General features: G+C 70.4%; 16 protein-coding genes. 6 read left to right on the top strand and 10 right to left on the bottom strand.

The window, feature by feature from the left end:
* Nucleotides 1-44: 44 nt before the first annotated feature.
* The 6 genes from OG584_RS33010 to OG584_RS32985 form a co-directional block, all read right to left on the bottom strand.
* Nucleotides 45-545: a hypothetical protein gene (locus tag OG584_RS33010; RefSeq protein WP_405783356.1), complete on the bottom strand. Its 501-nt coding sequence runs from the start codon at nt 543-545 to the stop codon at nt 45-47.
* A 187-nt stretch (nt 546-732) separates the two neighbouring features.
* On the bottom strand, nt 733-975 hold the full coding sequence (locus OG584_RS33005; protein WP_405783354.1) for a DUF397 domain-containing protein: 243 nt from the start codon (nt 973-975) through the stop codon (nt 733-735).
* 95 nt (nt 976-1,070) lie between these two features.
* Nucleotides 1,071-2,270, bottom strand: a complete 1,200-nt coding sequence (locus OG584_RS33000) for a thiolase domain-containing protein (RefSeq protein ID WP_405783352.1) — start codon at nt 2,268-2,270, stop codon at nt 1,071-1,073.
* Nucleotides 2,267-3,313 carry a thiolase domain-containing protein gene (locus tag OG584_RS32995; protein ID WP_405783350.1) on the bottom strand — a complete coding sequence of 349 codons (1,047 nt, stop codon included), beginning with the start codon at nt 3,311-3,313 and terminating at the stop codon, nt 2,267-2,269. The genes OG584_RS33000 and OG584_RS32995 overlap by 4 nt, the downstream gene beginning before the upstream one ends.
* Nucleotides 3,313-4,275: a Zn-ribbon domain-containing OB-fold protein gene (locus OG584_RS32990; protein WP_405783349.1), complete on the bottom strand. Its 963-nt coding sequence runs from the start codon at nt 4,273-4,275 to the stop codon at nt 3,313-3,315. Before OG584_RS32990 ends, OG584_RS32995 begins: the two co-directional genes overlap by 1 nt.
* Nucleotides 4,276-4,384: 109 nt before the next feature.
* Complete coding sequence (locus OG584_RS32985) at nt 4,385-5,185, bottom strand: crotonase/enoyl-CoA hydratase family protein (protein WP_405783348.1); 801 nt, start codon at nt 5,183-5,185, stop codon at nt 4,385-4,387.
* A 206-nt stretch (nt 5,186-5,391) separates the two neighbouring features.
* On the opposite strand from OG584_RS32985, the gene OG584_RS32980 reads away from it, so the two are divergent.
* On the top strand, nt 5,392-7,014 hold the full coding sequence (locus tag OG584_RS32980; RefSeq protein WP_405784401.1) for an acyl-CoA synthetase: 1,623 nt from the start codon (nt 5,392-5,394) through the stop codon (nt 7,012-7,014).
* Here OG584_RS32980 and OG584_RS32975 read toward each other — a convergent pair.
* Nucleotides 6,975-8,024, bottom strand: a complete 1,050-nt coding sequence (locus tag OG584_RS32975; protein ID WP_405783347.1) for a GlxA family transcriptional regulator — start codon at nt 8,022-8,024, stop codon at nt 6,975-6,977. The two genes, OG584_RS32980 and OG584_RS32975, sit on opposite strands and share 40 nt — an antisense overlap.
* A gap of 71 nt (nt 8,025-8,095) precedes the next feature.
* Between OG584_RS32975 and OG584_RS32970 the strand changes: the two genes are divergently transcribed.
* A complete protein-coding gene (locus OG584_RS32970; protein WP_405783345.1) occupies nt 8,096-9,400 on the top strand; it encodes an MFS transporter in 1,305 nt (434 codons plus the stop codon).
* Between the two features lie 49 nt (nt 9,401-9,449).
* Here OG584_RS32970 and OG584_RS32965 read toward each other — a convergent pair whose 3' ends face one another.
* The gene (locus OG584_RS32965) at nt 9,450-10,664 is read right to left on the bottom strand and encodes an NAD(P)/FAD-dependent oxidoreductase (protein WP_405783344.1); all 1,215 of its coding nucleotides are present in this window, start codon (nt 10,662-10,664) and stop codon (nt 9,450-9,452) included.
* Between the two features lie 223 nt (nt 10,665-10,887).
* On the opposite strand from OG584_RS32965, the gene OG584_RS32960 reads away from it, so the two are divergent.
* From OG584_RS32960 to OG584_RS32950, 3 genes are all read left to right on the top strand, one after another.
* Nucleotides 10,888-11,541: a TetR/AcrR family transcriptional regulator gene (locus tag OG584_RS32960; protein WP_405783343.1), complete on the top strand. Its 654-nt coding sequence runs from the start codon at nt 10,888-10,890 to the stop codon at nt 11,539-11,541.
* Between the two features lie 135 nt (nt 11,542-11,676).
* Complete coding sequence (gene paaK / locus OG584_RS32955; protein ID WP_405783341.1) at nt 11,677-12,975, top strand: phenylacetate--CoA ligase PaaK; 1,299 nt, start codon at nt 11,677-11,679, stop codon at nt 12,973-12,975.
* 150 nt (nt 12,976-13,125) lie between these two features.
* Nucleotides 13,126-13,821 (top strand): class I SAM-dependent methyltransferase, encoded by a 696-nt coding sequence (locus OG584_RS32950; RefSeq protein WP_405783339.1) that lies wholly within the window; start codon nt 13,126-13,128, stop codon nt 13,819-13,821.
* A 188-nt stretch (nt 13,822-14,009) separates the two neighbouring features.
* Here the strand turns inward: OG584_RS32950 and OG584_RS32945 are convergent, their stop codons facing one another.
* Nucleotides 14,010-15,071, bottom strand: coding sequence for an aldo/keto reductase (locus tag OG584_RS32945; protein ID WP_405783338.1), 1,062 nt, complete (start codon nt 15,069-15,071; stop codon nt 14,010-14,012).
* A 120-nt stretch (nt 15,072-15,191) separates the two neighbouring features.
* On the opposite strand from OG584_RS32945, the gene OG584_RS32940 reads away from it, so the two are divergent.
* Nucleotides 15,192-16,022, top strand: a complete 831-nt coding sequence (locus OG584_RS32940) for a helix-turn-helix transcriptional regulator (protein ID WP_405783336.1) — start codon at nt 15,192-15,194, stop codon at nt 16,020-16,022.
* A 57-nt stretch (nt 16,023-16,079) separates the two neighbouring features.
* On the opposite strand, the gene OG584_RS32935 is transcribed toward OG584_RS32940, so the two are convergent.
* On the bottom strand, nt 16,080-17,597 hold the full coding sequence (locus OG584_RS32935) for a fatty acyl-CoA synthetase (RefSeq protein WP_405784399.1): 1,518 nt from the start codon (nt 17,595-17,597) through the stop codon (nt 16,080-16,082).
* Nucleotides 17,598-17,677 lie beyond the last annotated feature (80 nt).

Here is a 17,677-nt window from a genome sequence, read left to right as displayed (position 1 = left end):
CGTGCGAGAGCCGCCCGCAGAGGCAGGCGGCCGGACCGCGGGCCTCAGCCCTGCTGGAACATCTCGGCGGGCAGTGGCTTCAGCAACGCGTACAGGTCGTCGGTGATCGGCCGGTCCCAGCTGGCGATCGTGACCAGGACCTTGTCGCTGCGGTCGAACTGGACGCAGGAGATCCTGCTCTCCGAGAGCTTCAGGCGCCGCACGATGAGGAGGTTGTCGCCCTGCATCACCGGCATGTCCTCGGTGTCGAGCACCTCGATGAGCTCGTCGTTCTCCAGGGCCGCGAGGAGTTGCGCCACCTCGAACGGGATCTGGCCGTCGCCCACCTCGCGGGCCGGTGATCCCTCCGGCAGATTACCGATGATCATCGCGGGACCGCGGCCGCCGAAGAGGTCGTACCGCAGGAAGACACCCTGGCAGGTTCCGTCGGGCGCGGGGAGAAGTCCGGCTCCGAGGTTCCCGGGCCAGTCACCCGGGTCCATGGCCAGGACGTCGAAGTCCGGGCCCGCGGGAGTGGCGGCACTGCGGCGGCGGAGGAAGGACATGCAGCCATGGTACGTGGCCCGGACCGTCCGCCGTCGCCGGGGCCGGTACAGCCCGGCGCGGAGTGCCGCTCACGCGGAAGCTCAGCGTAACTACGCGGACACAGCACGTGTTTGAGGCGTTTTGCCCGCCCTGCGCGGGACCGGACGGAGCACGCAGGGCAGCTGCCGCGGGCCGGGCCCGCGCGCCTCAGGTCAGATCGAAGTCGCCCTCCCGTGCGCCCAGAACGAAGGCCCGCCACTCGCCAGGATTGAAGATCAGCGACGGACTGCCCGGTCTGCCGGCGTTACGCATCGCGATGAAGCCGTCCACGAATGCGATCTGAACGTCGCCCCGCCCCTGGCTCCCCGACTGCCAGTCCGCGTCGGTGAGATCGAGGTCCGGCTTGTCCCAACCCGCAAGGGTCCGCTGGGGGATGGTGCTCTCGGCCACGTCCGTGCTCCTCCCGGTTCATCGTCCGCTGGACACCCTAGCGATCCGTGCGGCCGACGGACAGGCCACAGGTGTTCGGTGCGACTCCCCGGCGGTCAGGCCGTGGGCGGTTCGGCACCCACCAGCCACATGGAGAAGAACTGCGAGCCGCCGCCATAGGCATGTCCGAGGGCTTTGCGTGCGCCGTCCACCTGGTGCTCGCCGGCCGCGCCGCGCACCTGGAGGGCGGCCTCGGCGAACCGGATCATGCCGGACGCACCGATGGGATTGGTCGAGAGCACCCCGCCCGAGGGGTTCACCGGCAGGTCACCGTCCAGCTCGGTGGCCCCGGACTCGGTGAGCTTCCACCCCTCGCCCTCGGCCGCGAAGCCCAGGTTCTCCAGCCACATCGGCTCGTACCAGGAGAACGGCACGTACATCTCGACGGCGTCGATCTCCCGGCGCGGGTCCGTGATCCCGGCCTGCCGGTAGACGTCGGCCGCACAGTCCTTGCCGGCCTGCGGGGACACGAAGTCCTTCCCGGCGAACAGGGTGGGCTCGCTGCGCATCGCGCCGCCGTGCATCCAGGCGGGCGGCCGCGGTGAACGGGCCGCTCCAGCACGGTCGGTGAGAACCATCGCGCAGGCGCCGTCCGACGAGGGGCAGGTTTCCGAGTAGCGGATGGGATCCCAGAGCATGGGCGACGCCTGGACCTTCTCCAGGGTGATGTCCTTCTCGTGCAGATGCGCGTACGGGTTCTTCAGCGCGTTGCGGCGGTCCTTGTACGCGACGAGCGAGCCGACCGTGTCCGGCGCCCCCGCCCTGCGCATGTAGGCCCGGACGTGCGGGGCGAAGAAGCCGCCCGCGCCTGCGAGCAGGGGCTGCTGGAAGGGCACGGGCAGTGAGAGCCCCCACATGGCGTTGGACTCGGACTGCTTCTCGAAGGCGAGGGTGAGCACTGTTCTGTGCACCCGGGACGCGACCAGGTTGGAGGCGACCAGTGTGGTGGACCCGCCCACCGAGCCCGCGGTGTGCACACGCATCATGGGTTTGCCGACGGCACCGAGCGCGTCGGCGAGGTAGAGCTCCGGCATCATCAGGCCCTCGAAGAAGTCCGGGGCCTTCCCGATGACGACCGCGTCGATGTCCGACCAGGTCAGCTCGGCGTCGGTCAGGGCGCGTTGAGCTGCCTCACGGACGAGCCCCGCGATCGACACGTCGTGCCGGGCGGCGACGTGGTGGGTCTGGCCGACACCGACGACGGCCACGGGTTCCTTGCCCGTCGCGCCTCGGTTGTTCGCTGGCTGTGTACTCACTGGGCCTCTCCTTCGAGGACGGCGACCAGGTTCTGTTGCAGGCAGGGGCCCGAGGTCGCGTGTGCGAGTGCCCGGTCGGACTCGCCCCGCTGGATCCGGGCGGCGGCCTCGCCGAGCCGGATGAGACCGGCCGCCATGACGGGGTTCGCGGCGAGCGCGCCGCCCGACGGGTTGATCCGCACGTCGTCACCGAGCCGCAGCGCCTTGCGCAGGACGACCTCCTGGGAGGTGAAGGGCGCGTGCAGTTCCGCGGTGTCGACCGGGCGCTCGAAGGCACCGGACCGTTCGGCGGCCAGCCGGGTGGACGGTGAGTCCGTGAGGTCGCGGACGCCGAGGCTGTGCGCCTCGATGCGGTGGTCCATGCCCCGGATCCACGCGGGGCGTTCGCACAGGGCACGTGCCCGGTCGCCGGCGGCGAGAACCACGGCCGCCGCGCCGTCCCCGACCGGCGAGCAGTCGCCGGTGCGCAGCGGCTGTACCAGGTAGTCGCCCTGCGGCCTGGCGCCGGGCAGTTGGGCGTGCGGGTTGGCCGCGGCGTCCCCGCGGCTGCGGGCGGCGACCCCGGCGAGCGCCGGCTCGTCCGTCTCACCCGAGTCGATCAGCGCCTGGGCCTGGAGCGCGGCGAGTGCGACGGAGTCGGGCCAGAGCGGGGCCACGTAGTAGGGGTCGAGCTGGCGGGTCAGCACGTCCCTGACCGAACCGGGCGACGACTTGCCGTAGGAGTAGACGAGGGCGGTGTCCGCCTCGCCCGTCAGCAGCTTCACCCATGCCTCGTACAGTGCCCACGCACCGTCCATCTCCACATGGGACTCGGAGATCGGCGGCCACGCTCCGACGCCGTCGAGTGTCATGGTGAAGGAGAAGGCCCGGCCCGCGAGGTAGTCGCTCGATCCGGAGCAGGTGAAGCCGATGTCGCTCGTCCTCAGCCCGGTCTGCCCGAGCACACTGTGCAGTACCGGCATCACCATGTCGACCTCGGAGCACTCGTCGGTGTTCCGCCGGTGGTCGCTCTGCGCGAAGGCAACGATCGCGACGTCCCGCATCAGATCAGCTCCTTGTACGTGTCGTAGTCGGCGTCGGGCTCGCCGGTGGGCCGGTAGTGATCGGGGAAGCGGGCGCCGTCCGTCCACACCGGTTCGACGCGCAGCCCCATGCGCACCTGGTCGTAAGGGATACCGCCGATCCGCCCGTGCAGGGCGAGGCCCGCACCGTCCAGGGCGATGTGCCCGTAGACGTAGGGGACTTCGATGTCGAGGCCGCGGGCCTTGATGTTGACGATGCAGTACGTGGTGAGGGTGCCCGCTGGGCCGACCTCGACCTGGTCGGTCGTCGCGACCCCGCAGGTGGGGCAGGCGCCGCGTGGCGGGACATAGACCTTGGCGCAGGAGGGGCAGCGCTCGCCGACGGTCTTCCGGTCGGCGAGCGCGTTGATGTAGTCGCTCTGTGCGCGGCCGGGGCTGTAGACGTAGTCCAGACGTGCGGGGGTGACGATGCCGGTGACCATGTCGTCGAACAGGCCGCTGTGCGCGGGCGTTCCGGTCGTCGCCGGCTCGCCCTCGTACGGCTCGAAGCAGGCGATGTCGGTGATGGCCCCGGTGCGCTCCGCCGCCCAGCGGATGCGGACGCGCTGCCCGGAGCGCACGGCGCCCGGTCCGCTGGCGTCGAGGGCATGGAGCAGGGCGGTGTCGGCGCCGTCGAGTTTCACCAGTACCCAGGCGAACGGCGTCGTCAGCGGCTGGCCGCGGCGCGGGGACGCGTTCCAGGCCCAGGTGGTGACCGTGCCGGTGGGGGCGACTTCGACCAGGTCGCGTATCTCGTCCGCGGTGACCGGGTCGTACTCGACAGGTGGCACGAGGACCGCGCCGTCGCCGGTCCGCACCCCCAGTACGGTGCGCTCCCGCAGTCCGGTGAGGAAGGCGCTCTGCACGGGTCCGAGGGAGCGGGTGAAGGGGAACTCGACGACGAGGGGGGCGCGGAGCACCTCCGGTGAGGGAGCGGCTGTCATGAGTGGGCTCCTGATTCTCCGCTGCTCGCGGGGCTCGTCCGGCGGGTGCCGGAGCGTCGGAAGGGGACGGGGTGCCGGACGGGGACCGGGGCATGGATGCGGCGCGCGGTCAGGCCCTGCGGTAGACGGGCGGCCGTTTCTCGGCGAAGGCGCGTGAGCCCTCCTTGGCGTCCGCGGTGTCGAAGACCGGCCAGCCCCGGGCGAGTTCGGACTTCAGCCCCTCGGTCTCGGACAGCTCGGCGGTCTCGTAGACCGAGGCCTTGACGGCTTCGACGGCGAGCGGCCCGCAGGCGTTGATCTGCGCGGCGATCTCCAGGGCCTTGTCCAGCGCTGTCCCGTCGGGCACCACATGGCCGATGAGGCCGATGGCCGCGGCTTCGGCGGCGGTGTAGGGGCGGCCGGTGAGCAGCATCTCCAGGGCGTGCGTGCGGGGGATCTGGCGCTGCAGGCGCACCGTGGAGCCGCCGATCGGGAACAGGCCGCGCCTGACCTCGAAGAGGCCGAAGGTGGCGCTCTCGGCCCCGACCCGGATGTCGGTGCCCTGGAGGATCTCGGTGCCTCCGGCGACGCAGTACCCCTCGACCGCCGCGATCACCGGTTTGCGGGGCCGGTGGTGGCGCAGCATCGCCTTCCAGTGCAGGTCCGGGTCGGCCTTGAGCCGGTCCCGGTACTGGTCGCCGCCCATGCCCCCGCCGGCGAGCGCCTTGAGGTCCATACCGGCGCAGAACGCGCCGCCCGCTCCGGTGAGCACCACCGAGCGGACCGTGTCGTCCTCGTCGGCCTCCAGCCAGCCGTCGTGGAGCCCGACCAGCATCGGCAGCGAGAGCGCGTTCTTCGCCTCCGGCCTGTTCAGTGTGAGCACCAGTGTCGCGCCTTCGCGCCGCACGGCGAGGTGTTCTGTACCACCCATGACCGTCCTCCCGTCTCAAGACCTGGGCGCGCTCGGGGGATCCGAGCCGGATCGGCGAGCGGCGCGTAGACAGGTTGCAGTAGGCGGGGTCCCAGTTCAATAGTTTTCTGACAGTCAGTCAGATTTCTTCGCGGGGGGCCTTCCCACTTTCCGTGCGCGGCGCTGTAATGACGCCGGGTCACTGGACGCCGGCGTCAGGAGAAATGGTGGAGTACAACCTTGCCGACCTGTTCGAGTCCGTCGTCGACGCGGTTCCGGACCGCGAGGCGCTCGTGTTCATCGACCATCCCGGTACAGGAGCGGAGCGCAGGCTCACGTACGCCGCGCTGGACCGGGCGGCCAATCGCGTCGCACACCATCTGATGGACAGCGGCATACGTCCCGGCGAGCATCTGGGGCTGCACCTCTACAACGGGGTGGAGTACCTGCAGACCGTGCTCGCCTGCCTCAAGGCCCGGATCGTGCCGGTAAATGTCAACTACCGTTACGTGGCAGAGGAGTTGGTCTACCTCTACCGGGACGCGGATCTGGCGGCGCTGGTCTTCGACGGCGAGTTCACCGGGCGGGTCGCGGCGGCGTTGCCGAAGACGGAGAAGCTGCGCCATCTGATCCGCGTCGGTGAGCCCCCCGATGGGGCGCCGGAGCCAGGAGTCAGGCCCGTTCCGTACAGCGCGGCGGAGGCGGCCGGATCGGCCGGGCGGGGCTTCGGACCGCGGTCCGCCGACGACCAGTTCATCATCTACACCGGGGGCACCACCGGGATGCCCAAGGGAGTGATGTGGCGGGCGGAGGACCTGTTCTTCTCGGGCCTCGGCGGCGGCGCCCCGACGGGCGAGCCGGTCAGCACTCCGGAGGAACTCGCCGAGCGGGTGGCCGCGGGCGGCGACGGGATCACCTTCTTCCCCACTCCCCCGCTGATGCACGGCACATCCACCTTGACCGCCTTCATCGGCTTCAACTTCGGTCAACGCGTCGTCATCCACCGGAAGTTCGTCCCGGAGGAGGTGCTCCGTACCATCGAGAAGGAGAAGGTCACCAGTGTCTCGCTGGTCGGCGACGCGATGCTGCGGCCGCTGATCGACGCGCTCGACGGGCCGCTCCACGGCATCGACTGCTCGTCGCTGTTCAGCGTCTCCAGTTCGGGCGCCATCATGTCGGAGACGGTGCGTGCGCAGTTCCAGGAACTGGTGCCGACGGCGATGCTGCTGAACAACTTCGGCTCCTCGGAGTCCGGGTTCAACGGCACGGCGACCCCCGACTCCGGACCCGACAAGGGGTTCAGGATACGGATGAACTCCCGTACCGCGGTGGTCGATCCGGCCACCTGCCGCCAGGTGGCCGTCGGAGAGGTGGGGCGGCTGGCCCAGCGCGGCCACGTCCCGCTCGGCTACTACAACGATCCGCGGAAGACGGCCGAGACATTCTTCCGGGCCGACGGCGAGCGGTGGGTCCTGCTCGGCGACATGGCGACTGTGGACGAGGCCGGCATCGTCACCGTCCTGGGCCGCGGTTCGCAGTGCATCAACACCGGTGGCGAGAAGGTGTATCCGGAGGAGGTCGAGCAGGCGCTCAAGTCACACCCCGATGTCTACGACGCCCTGGTCGCCGGGGTGCCGGACGCCCGGTGGGGCAATCACGTGGCAGCCGTGGTGCAGATACGCGCCGGGGCCGGCGAGCTCAGCCTGGACGACATCCAGGCGCACTGCCGCAGCAGGATCGCCGGTTACAAGGTGCCGAGGCAGCTGGTGATAACACCGGAGATCCAGCGTTCTCCGAGCGGCAAGGCGGACTACCGGTGGGCACGCGGGGTCGCGGTCGCAGCCGACTGAGGCCGCACGGCCCGGCCCGGCCCGCGGAAGGTGGCACGGTAGGCGCTCGGGGACACCCCGAGCGCCTCGTGCAGATGACTGCGGAGGGACGCGGCGGTCCCGAATCCGGCATCCACCGCCACCCGGTCCACGGGTAGATCAGTCTCCTCCAGGAGCTGCCTGGCCAGGTCGACACGCTGCTGTGTGAGCCATTGGACGGGGGTGAGTCCGGCCTCCTCGCAGAAGCGCCGCGAGAATGTGCGGGTACTCATCGCGGCGCGGGCCGCCAGGGCGTCGAGCGTGATGCGCTCCCCCAGGTGCTCCAGGGCCCAGGCGCGCGCCGCACCGGTCGAGAGGGGCGCGGGGGCCGGTACCGGACACGGCACGAACTGCGCCTGACCGCCCTCCCGGTGGGGCGGCACCACGGTGGCGCGGGCCACCGCGTTGGCCACCGCGGCACCGTGATCGCTGCGGATCATGTGCAGACAGAGATCGATCCCCGATGCGACCCCGGCCGATGTGAGGACACCCCGGTCGTCGGTGTAGAGCACATCGGCATCGACGTCGACCGCGGGGTGGAGCCGCCGCAGATCCTCGGCCGAGCGCCAGTGGGTGGTGGCACGCCTGCCGTCCAGGAACCCGGCCGCCGCCAGCACGAAGGAACCGGTGCAGATGGAGGCGAGACGGGTGCCGGGGCGAATCCGCGCGAAGGCCTCGGCCAGCGCGGGCGGCAGATACGGCGCGGCGCGCGGCGCGTAGTCCTCGTCGGATGCCGGGACCACCACGGTGTCCGCCTCGGCGAGCAGTTCGGGGCCGAGGGTGACATTCACCGTCACATCGGCCTCAGTCCGGATCTCCCCCGGCTCGACTGTGCAGGTCAGAACGGTGTAAAGCGGTTCACCTGCCGCGGATACCGCGCCTCTGAACAGCCGGTGGACGATTCCGAGCTCCATCGGGAGAAGCCCGTGGCGCACGAGGACGGCCACTCTGTGGCGCCCGTCCGGCCCTGCCGCGTCACCGAAGAGACTCATGGCGAGATCCTTGCACATCATGTCTATCTCGCCACTGGCGCCGGGCCCCACAGGAGCCCGAGAGTCGGTGCATGGCTGATGTCGCGACGAAGTACACGAACGGCCCGCCACGGCGCGGGCACGTCCATCCGGCCTGGCAGGTGGCCGCCGTGTCGGCGTCGGCGATCGTGGCGGCCGGGGCGTTCACCACGATGGCCGGGCTGTTCACGGACCCGCTGCACCGGGAGTTCGGCTGGTCGCACGGGTCGATCGGCCTCGCGGCCTCCGTGAACATGGTGGTGTACGGGGCGATCGCCCCGTTCTCGGCCGCTCTCATGGACCGGTTCGGAATGCGCGCGGTGGTGGGCACGGCGCTGGCCGCAGTCGCTGCGGGCGCGCTGCTCAGTACGGCGATGACCGCGCCGTGGCAGTACGTGCTCACCTGGGGCGTGCTGATAGGGCTCGGCTCCGGTGCAGTGGCGCTGACGTTCGCGGCGACGGTCACCCAGCGCTGGTTCGTCCGGCGTCGCGGCCTGGTCAGCGGCGTCCTCACCGCCGCCGGAGTGTTCGGGCAGTTCGCCTTCCTCCCGGTGCTCTCGTGGGTGGTCTCCGGACACGGGTGGCGTACGGCGGCCGTACTGCTGGCGCTGGTCGCGTGCGCCGCACTGCCCCTGGCGCTGACGCTGCTGCGCGACCATCCCGCGGATGCGGGCGTACGGGCTTACGGCGCGCGGAGGTTCGCCGGGAAGCCGACCGCCCGGCCCGGCGCGGCCGTCCGTACGGTCCGGGTGCTGTGCACGGTGGCACGCGGCGCGCCGTTCTGGCTGCTCGCGGCCACCTTCGCGATCTGCGGGGCCTCGACGAACGGTGTGATGTGGACCCATTTCACTCCGGCCGCGCACGACCACGGGATGCTCGCGACCACCGCCTCCTCGCTGCTGGCGCTGATCGGCGTGTTCAATGTCGCGGGCACGGTCTTCTCCGGATGGCTGACGGACCGCATCGACCCGCGCAGGCTGCTCGCCGTGTACTACGCGCTGCGCGGAGTGGCGCTGTTCTGTCTGCCGGTACTCATGTCGGCGACGGTCCGGCCGCCGATGGTCGCCTTCGTGGCCGTCTTCGGACTGCTCGACGTCGCCACCGTGCCGCCGACACTCGCACTCTGCAGGGAGCTGTACGGGGCGGACAGCCCCGTCGTCTTCGGCTGGGTGGCCGCGGCACACCAACTGGGCGCCGGGCTCGCGGCATTCCTCGGCGGAGTGTCCAGGGACGCCTTCGGCTCGTACGACCCGCTGTGGGCCGCGATCGGCGCGGTCTGCGGCGCCGGCGCCCTGCTCTCACTGGTCGTCCCGCGGCCGGCCGCCGGGGCGGTCACGCCCCGGCCCGAGCCCGGTTGACGGGCACCGGGCCGGCTCGACCACGGGCGGGCCGGCATCGGGTGACGGTTCAGACCCCGGCGGCAGCCCGGCCGGCGAGCGCGGCCTCCCACGGCGTGCGTGCCGCGACCAGGGGCTGCAGGGCGCGCAGCGGCCGGAACATGTTCACACCGATCGCGCCGCAGACCTTGCCCTCACGGGCGAAGAGCGCGGTGAACTTCCGCTCGGCGAGGCTCCCTTCGACGATGTGCACGAGGTCGGCACCACGGGTCCTGCCGTGGATCTGGATCTTGCGGTCGTACTGGTCCGACCAGACGTAGGGCACAGTGGTGAAGGGGGTGGCCCCCTCACCGGCGAGGATGTTGCGCGCGACGGCACGGCCCTGTTCGGAGGCGTTGGTGCGGTGCTCGATACGCAGCCGCTCCCCGGTCGCGGTGTCCGGCCAGGACGCCACATCACCGGCGGCCCAGATGTTCCCGGCGGCGCGGAGGGTGGCGTCGCACTCCACACCGTTGCCGAGCCGGACGCCGCTTCCCTCCAGCCATTCGGTGTTGGGCCGCGACCCGATGCCGACGAGCACTGCGTCCGCTTCGAGGGTGCGGCCGTCGGAGAGGCGTACGCCCGTCGCACGGCCGCCGTCGGTGACGACGCCCTCGACGAGGACCCCGGTAACGGTCCGCACTCCGTGGTCACGGTGCAGCTCCGTCAGCATCGTCCCGATGGCGTGGCCGACCGCGTCAGCGAGGGGCACCGCCCCGTCGGTGACCAGGGTGACCTCGCAGCCGATGCCGCGGGCGACGGCCGCCGCCTCCGCGCCGATGAAGCCGCCGCCGGCAATCACCAGGTGCGGCTTGCCTGCGAGCGTCTCGCGCAGCGATGCGGCGTCGTCCAGGGTGCGCAGGGCATGCACGCCCACGATGCCGTCCGTGCCCGGCAGCATCCGGGGGCGGACCCCGGTGGCGACAACGAGTGCGTCGTAACCCACGGGGCTGCGACCGCCCGTGTGTATCTCCCGGGCGGCGGGGTCGACGGCGTGCACCCGAGTGCCGGAGCGCACCTCGATATCCAGGTCGTCCAGCGCCCCGGCACTCCGCAGCAGGACCCGTTCGGCGCTCCACTCACCGGCGAGGAGCTGTTTGGAGAGCGGCGGGCGGTCGTACGGCAGGTGGTCCTCCTCACCCACGAGGACCAGCCCCCCGTCGTACCCGGAGCGGCGCAGCCCCTCTGCCGCGGCGAGGCCCGCCGCAGAGGCGCCGACGACCACTACCCGGCGCGGAAGGCTCATGCGAGGACCTCTCGCTGCCCGGCGCCACAGCACTTGTCCTTCTCGATGTCGACGCGCATACGGCTCCGATGATCACGGCGCACGGCACCGTACCGCACACCACATGGATGCGAACGTCGGGAAATTTACACCCGTTTACCTACCGAGCCAATCCCCTCCCGCATCCCAGTACGGGAGTTGACGGACCAGGTCCCGCAGACGGCCGCTGTGTCAGGCTTGCCCCATGCCCCACGACCCCGAGCCTCCGCACGCGGCCACGCCACCGGCCGCCGCCCGGCGGCCCCGTAACGCCCGCGGGGAGGGCGACAGGCTGCGCATCGAGATCGTCGAGGCGACCCTGCGGCTCATCGCCGACGAGCAGCGGATGCGGCCGGTACCGCTGTCGCTGCGGGAGGTGGCGCGCGAGGCGGGTATCACCGCGCCGGCGATCTACCGGCATTTCGCGGGCAAGGACGAACTCGTGCGTACCGCCGTCGGACACCTCTTCGGAGAGCTGCTGGCGGACCTGGACCGGGCGACCGCAGCGGCCGGCGCACTCTCCCCGGCCGGCCGGCTGGCCGCACTGGCCCACGCGTACGCCCGGTTCGCGGAGGAGAACCCGGTGAGCTTCCGGGCCATGTTCAACGGTGCGGGCCCGGACGCCGAGGGGCCCGCCGAGGTCGCGGCCCGCTGGCACACGGCGGTCGGCCGGCTGGCGGACTCCGGGGTGCGGCTCGGGCAGTCCCCCGACGCGGCGGCCGTCTCGGTGTGGTCGTCGGTGCACGGCAGGCTGCTGCTTGACCGGCCGGCGGGAGGCGTACGGCAACTGGGCGATGTCCATGACTTCATCGATGACCTCGCCCGGTCCCTGTCGGCCGCCCGACTCGCGCACGGGTGACTGCCAGGGTGTACGGGCCGCGCGCGGTGCGCAGCTCTTGACGCTCCCGTCCGCTCCTGAATTACTGATCACACACAGAACGACCGAATGATCGGTTGGCCGGTCGGCCCTGCCGGGAGTGACGGGAGTGACCACATGAGTGCCCTGCTGGACACGGCGGAACAACTCGGCCGCGAGGAGCTCGAAGCGCTTCAGACCGAGCGGCTGCGCGCGACGCTCCGGCACGCGTACGAGAACGTCGCGTTCTACCGCGAATCCTTCGACAGAGCCGGGCTGCGGCCTGAGGACTGCCGCACCCTCGCCGACCTGGCCCGTTTTCCGTTCACCGTCAAGGCCGACCTGCGCGACCAGTACCCGTTCGGGATGTTCGCCGTGCCGCGCGCCGACGTCCGCCGCATTCATGCGTCCAGTGGCACGACCGGCCGCCCGACGGTCGTCGGATATACCGAGCGCGACCTGTCCACCTGGGCGGACGTGGTGGCCCGGTCCATCCGGGCGGCGGGCGGGCGGCCCGGCGACATGGTGCATGTGGCGTACGGTTACGGGCTGTTCACCGGCGGACTCGGTGCACACTACGGCGCCGAACGCCTCGGCTGCACAGTGGTCCCCGCGTCCGGCGGGATGACGTCCAGGCAGGTGCAGCTGATCCAGGATTTCCGCCCCGGGGTCATCATGGTCACGCCGACCTACATGCTCACGCTCCTGGACGAGTTCGAGCGCAGGGGCATCGATCCCAGGAGCACCTCGCTGCGCGTCGGCATATTCGGCGCCGAGCCATGGACCGAGGGGATGCGGCGCGAGATCGAGGAACGGTTCGCGATCGACGCCGTCGACATCTACGGGCTCTCCGAGGTCATGGGACCAGGCGTGGCCCAGGAGTGCGTGGAGACCAAGGACGGTCTGCACATCTGGGAGGACCACTTCTACCCCGAGGTGGTCGACCCGGTCACCGGCGAGGTCCTGCCGGACGGTGAGCACGGGGAGCTGGTCTTCACCTCGCTCACCAAGGAGGCCATGCCGGTGATCCGGTACCGGACCAGGGATCTGACCCGGCTGCTGCCGGGCACGGCCAGGGCGTTCCGTCGGATGGAGCGGATCAGCGGGCGCAGCGACGACCTCGTCATCGTGCGCGGAGTGAACCTCTTTCCCACCCAGGTCGAGGAGATCGTGCTGCGGACACCCGGCCTCGCCCCGCACTTCCAGCTGCGGCTCACCCGCGAGGGCCGGATGGACGCGCTCACCGTACGGGCGGAGGCCAGGCCGGACGCCCCGCCGGAGGTGCGGGCCGCTGCGGCCCGCACCGTCGCCGCGGCCATCAAGGACTCCATCGGGATCTCCGCCGGTGTCGAGGTAGTGGAGCCCGAAGCGCTAGAAAGGTCGGTGGGAAAGTTCAAGCGGATCGTGGATCTGCGAAACGGTCCCGCGGCTCACTGAAGCCGTTCGGATACTCGGCCTCCCACGCCGTGAAACCCCTCCGGCCGATCCTGATGTCTGTGGCGCGTGGCTCCGCACTGAGCCCGCGGGGCCCCGGCGGGCCTTGCGGATGGAACCGGGTTTCAGTAGCGGGCAACTACTGTCGCGGGCATGGCCGAACACGATGCTTCCGGTGCCACCCGCTCTGCCTACGATGCCGCCGCCCCCGTCTATGCGCAGCTGTTCCGCGACGAGCTGCGCGACAGACCGCTGGACCGCGCGATCTTGAGCGCCTTCGCCGAGCTCGTCGTCAGCGCGAGCGGGGACGGCCAGGTCGCCGACCTGGGGTGTGGGCCTGGCCATATCACCGCCCATCTCAGCGAGTTGGCGGTGAAGGTCTTTGGCGTCGATGTCTCCCCCGCCATGATCGAGTCGGCTCGGCAGGCCTACCCGGCCCTGCGGTTCGATGTGGGCTCCATGGCCGCGCTGGACATCGCTGACGGCATCCTGGAGGGCGTGCTCTCACGTTGGTCCCTCATTCATACTCCGCCTCCCGAACTCCCGTCCGTGCTAGCGGAGTTCCACCGCGTACTGAAGCCCGGCGGTCACCTGCTGCTCGGCTTTTCGGCCAGTGATGGTCCGTCCCACCCGTCACAGGTCTTCGATCACGCCGTCACACCGGCCTACCGGTGGTCGCCGGACCATCTCGCTGCGATGCTGCGCGAGTCGGGGTTGCACGAGGTGGCCCGGATGGTCCGCGAGCCCCAGCCCACCGACCGACGGCAGTTCCAGGAGATCCAACTGCTCGCCCGCAAATCGGAGTCGGGTGCCGGGGCGTCCCGGCTGCCCGCCGTGCTGCCTGCTTGAACCGCTCGCGGGGCGGGTGCAAGGTGGACGCACGACATCGACCGCACCACCTTTCGGACGCGCCGCACAGCTGAACGGCCTGGGCGCCGTAGCTGAGCGCAGATTCTGATCCAGGAGTACTCCCGTCACAACGGCCACGCCGAGGGCGGAGGCCGGAGATCAGCCTGCCCTCCGCCCTCGATCGGGTGTCAGCGGCGGGGTTCGACCTTCAGGTCGCCGCGGGTCAGCGTGCGGCCGAAGGCACCGGCGAGCAGGTCGTGCGGGACTCCGAGTCCGATCGCGCCGGCCTCGTCGAGGCGGGCCAGCTGAGCGGCCGTGAAGTCAACCTCCAGGGCGCCCAGGTTCTCCTCCAGCTGTGCGGGAGTACGGGCGCCGATGACCGGTGCTGTCACGCCCGGGTTCTGCAGGGTCCAGGCCAGCCCGATCTGGCCGGGTGTGCGGCCCAGCTCCGTGGCCACCTCCTTCACGACGTCCACGATGGCGAAGTTACGTTCCGTCAGCGTGCCGTTGGCGATGGTGAGACTCTTGCGAGTGCCGTCGGCGCCGGATTCCGTCGCGGTCAGGTCGCCGCGGCTGTACTTGCCCGTCAGCACACCGCCGGCCAGCGGTGAGTACGGCATCACTCCCAGCCCCATCTCCCGCGCCATGGGGATCAGGTCACGTTCCCCGGAGCGCTCGATCAGGCTGTATTCGATCTGCAGCGCGACCAGTGGCGACCAGCCGCGCAGATCGGCGATGGCTTGCATGCGCGACACCTGCCAGGCCGGGACGTTGGACATCCCCACGTAGAGGACCTTGCCCTGCCGGACCAGATCGTCCAGGCCGCGCAGGATCTCCTCGACCGGTGTCGTGAAATCCCATACGTGCAGATAGAGCAGATCGATGTAGTCCGTGTTCAGTTGCCGCAGACTGCTCTCCACCGACGCGAAGAGGTTCTTGCGGTGACTGCCCCCGGAATTCGGATCGCCGGGCCGGCGAAGCGTCGTGTATTTCGTGGCCAGCACCAGGTTCTCGCGATTTTCGCGGGCGAATTCACCCAGCAGGCGCTCGGAGCTTCCATTGGTGTAGGTGACGGCGGTGTCAATGAGATTACCGCCGCGCTCGACGTAGAGGTCGAAGAGCTTGCGCGCCTCGTCCCGCTCGGCGCCCCAGCCCCAGTCGGTGCCGAAGGTCGCCGCGCCCAGCGCCAGCGGTGAGACCCGCAGGCCGGAGCGGCCCAGCAGCCGGTAGGTGTCGAGGGTGAGCGACATCGTGTCCTCCTGTGCTTGTGATCCGTTGGCGACAACGAGTCTGTGAGCACCGCGCGCAGGGGATAAGGGAAAGAAGATCCTGGGAAGGCCAGTCCTACCCTGGTTGTAGGATCGAACGTGATGACTCGCGCCGTGGACACCTCACAGGAGCTGGCCGCGTTCCTGCGGAGTCGGCGCGAGCGCCTGGATCCGCTCGATTTCGGTCTGCCGCCGCGTCGGCAGGCCCGGCGGACCCCGGGCCTGCGCCGCGAAGAGGTCGCCGAACTGGCCGGGGTCAGCATCGACTACGTCGTGCGGCTGGAGCAGGCCCGCGGGCTGCGGCCCTCAGTGGACGTGGTCGAGGCGCTGGCAAAGGCGCTGCGCCTGGCTCCTGAGGAACGCGCCTACCTCTTCGACCTGACCCAGCAGCGTCCGCGCAACGCCGACAGACTCGCCACCGCTGCGGCGCCTCCGCTGGCCCGTCTGGTAGCCGACCTGTCGCCGCTGCCGGCCATGCTGATGAACCACCGTTACGACATCCTGGCCTGGAACGGCGAAATGGCGGGCCTGCTGCTCGATTTCGACACCCTGCCGCCGTCGCAGCGCAATTCGATGTGGCTGTGTCTGATGCATCCGCGGATCCGCGAGTTCTACGTCGACCGCGAACGCGTGGTGCGGGAGGGGATCGCCCACCTGCGCGCCGCATGGGCCGCTCACCCCGAGGATCAGGCGCTGACCGGTCTCATCACCGAATTCACCGCTCATAACGAGGAATTCGCCCGATTGTGGGCCGAGCGGGACATCATGGTCAACGGCCGCGGGCGCAAGGCGATGCGGCATCCTGACGTCGGTTTGATCGCGGTGGATTTCGAAGTGCTTACGCCACTTCAGGATCCGGACCAGCGGTTGGTGATCTACCGTGCCGCGGACGATGAGAGCCAGTCGGCCTTTGACCGGTTGTGCGCGCGGTGATGTCGACCGCGGTCAGGTCTATTGGGGGCCGTCCCCGGCCCGGAGGGGACACACGCGTCACGTTGCCGGGTCCGCGAAGCGGTCCCGCAGTTCGCGCTTGAGGATCTTCCCGCTGGCGTTCCGCGGCAGGGCGTCCACGAACAGGATCCGCTTCGGGGCCTTGAAGTGCGGCAGGCTCTCGCGGGCGTGGGCCAGAAGATCGGCCTCGGTGACCCCGTCCGCCTCGTCGCACACCACGACCACAGCTGTGACCGCCTCGATCCAGCGGTCGTGAGGCAGCCCGACGACCGCGGCCTCGGCCACACCGGGGTGGGTGTAGAGCGCGTCCTCGACCTGGCGCGAAGCGACCAGGACACCACCGGAGTTGATGACGTCCTTCACCCGGTCGACCACGGTGAAATACCCCTGCGCGTCACGCACCGCGAGATCGCCGGAGTGGAACCAGCCACCCCGGAAGGCCTCCTCGGTCTCCTCCGGCTTGCCCCAGTACCCCTCACACAACTGCGGTGAACGGTAGACGACTTCGCCCGCTGTGCCGTCGGGGACCTCATCACCGTTCTCGTCGACCACCGCGGCCTCGACGAAGAGGACGGGCCTGCCGCACGAGTCCATCCGGCCCTCGTGCTCGGAAGGGCCCAGGACCATGGCGAGGGGGCCGATCTCGCTCTGGCCGAAGCAGTTGTGGAAAGCCAGGCCCGGCAGCCTCTCCCGCAGCCGTTCCAGGACGGGCACCGGCATGATCGAAGCACCGTAGAACGCCTTGCGGAGTCCGCTCAGATCACGGCTGGCGAAGTCGGGGCGACGGGAGAAGCCGATCCATACGGTGGGCGGAGCGAAGAGGGTGTCCGCAAGACCCGCCTCCACACGTCCGAACACCTCGGCCGCGTCCGGCGCGTCCAGGATGGTGTTCTCGGCACCCACCGCCAGATAGGGCAGCAGAAAGACGTGCAACTGAGCCGAGTGGTACAGGGGCAGCGCGTGCAGGGGGCGGTCCGTCTCCTGCAGCCCGAGGGCCGTGATGGCGCTGACGTACTCATGGACGAGTGCCCGGTGGGTCATCATCGCGCCCTTGGCGAGCGCGGTGGTACCCGAGGTGTAGAGCAGCTGCACCAGATCCTCGGCCACGGGAGGGTGTTCCGGGGTGAAGTCCCGGGGGGTGCCGAGCGCCGCCAGCAGCGAGTCGTCGCTCCCCCGCAGCAGACGGACCGGGAGCCCTTCGGGAACACCATCGGCGAGGCCGGGGTCCGCGAGCACCAGGGCGCTGCCCGACTGGCCGAGGATGTAGGCGAGTTCGTCGCCCGTGAGGTTCTGGTTCACCGGCACATGCACCAGCCCGGACCGCGCACAGGCGAGGAAGCCGATGAGATAGACGTCCGAGTTGTTGCCGTACGAAGCCACCCGGTCGCCGGTCCGCAGCCCGTGCTCCGTCAGGACGGCGGCCGCCGTGGTGACGGCCGCATCGAGGTCCGCGTAACTCCAGGAACGGTCCCCGTAGCGCACGGCGGTGCGTCCGGGTACGCGCCGCGCACTGCGGCGCAGGATTCCGTCGACCGTGCTGTCGCGTACGCCTGTCATGGCGTGGTCCTGTGTCATGGCGTGATCCTGCGGTTCACCGGCGGCCCGGTCAAGGGTGACGGTACGGGCCGGGCGGGACG

Origin of the sequence: Streptomyces sp. NBC_00859, from assembly GCF_045161865.1 — a bacterium.
GTDB lineage: Bacteria > Actinomycetota > Actinomycetes > Streptomycetales > Streptomycetaceae > Streptomyces.
The sequence above is the reverse complement of the archived record's forward strand: the minus strand, read 5'-3'. Positions and strand labels throughout refer to the sequence as shown.

Excerpts from the sequence above, each read along its gene's own strand:
- OG584_RS33010 (WP_405783356.1), bottom strand. The coding sequence starts at position 545 with ATGTCCTTCCTCCGCCGCCGCAGTGCCGCCACTCCCGCGGGCCCGGAC.
- OG584_RS32995 (WP_405783350.1), bottom strand. The coding sequence starts at position 3,313 with ATGCGGGACGTCGCGATCGTTGCCTTCGCGCAGAGCGACCACCGGCGG.
- OG584_RS32990 (WP_405783349.1), bottom strand. The coding sequence starts at position 4,275 with ATGACAGCCGCTCCCTCACCGGAGGTGCTCCGCGCCCCCCTCGTCGTC.
- OG584_RS32985 (WP_405783348.1), bottom strand. The coding sequence starts at position 5,185 with ATGGGTGGTACAGAACACCTCGCCGTGCGGCGCGAAGGCGCGACACTG.
- OG584_RS32975 (WP_405783347.1), bottom strand. The coding sequence starts at position 8,024 with ATGAGTCTCTTCGGTGACGCGGCAGGGCCGGACGGGCGCCACAGAGTG.
- OG584_RS32970 (WP_405783345.1), top strand. The coding sequence starts at position 8,096 with ATGGCTGATGTCGCGACGAAGTACACGAACGGCCCGCCACGGCGCGGG.
- OG584_RS32965 (WP_405783344.1), bottom strand. The coding sequence starts at position 10,664 with ATGAGCCTTCCGCGCCGGGTAGTGGTCGTCGGCGCCTCTGCGGCGGGC.
- OG584_RS32960 (WP_405783343.1), top strand. The coding sequence starts at position 10,888 with ATGCCCCACGACCCCGAGCCTCCGCACGCGGCCACGCCACCGGCCGCC.
- paaK (WP_405783341.1), top strand. The coding sequence starts at position 11,677 with ATGAGTGCCCTGCTGGACACGGCGGAACAACTCGGCCGCGAGGAGCTC.
- OG584_RS32950 (WP_405783339.1), top strand. The coding sequence starts at position 13,126 with ATGGCCGAACACGATGCTTCCGGTGCCACCCGCTCTGCCTACGATGCC.
- OG584_RS32945 (WP_405783338.1), bottom strand. The coding sequence starts at position 15,071 with ATGTCGCTCACCCTCGACACCTACCGGCTGCTGGGCCGCTCCGGCCTG.
- OG584_RS32940 (WP_405783336.1), top strand. The coding sequence starts at position 15,192 with ATGACTCGCGCCGTGGACACCTCACAGGAGCTGGCCGCGTTCCTGCGG.
- OG584_RS32935 (WP_405784399.1), bottom strand. The coding sequence starts at position 17,597 with ATGACAGGCGTACGCGACAGCACGGTCGACGGAATCCTGCGCCGCAGT.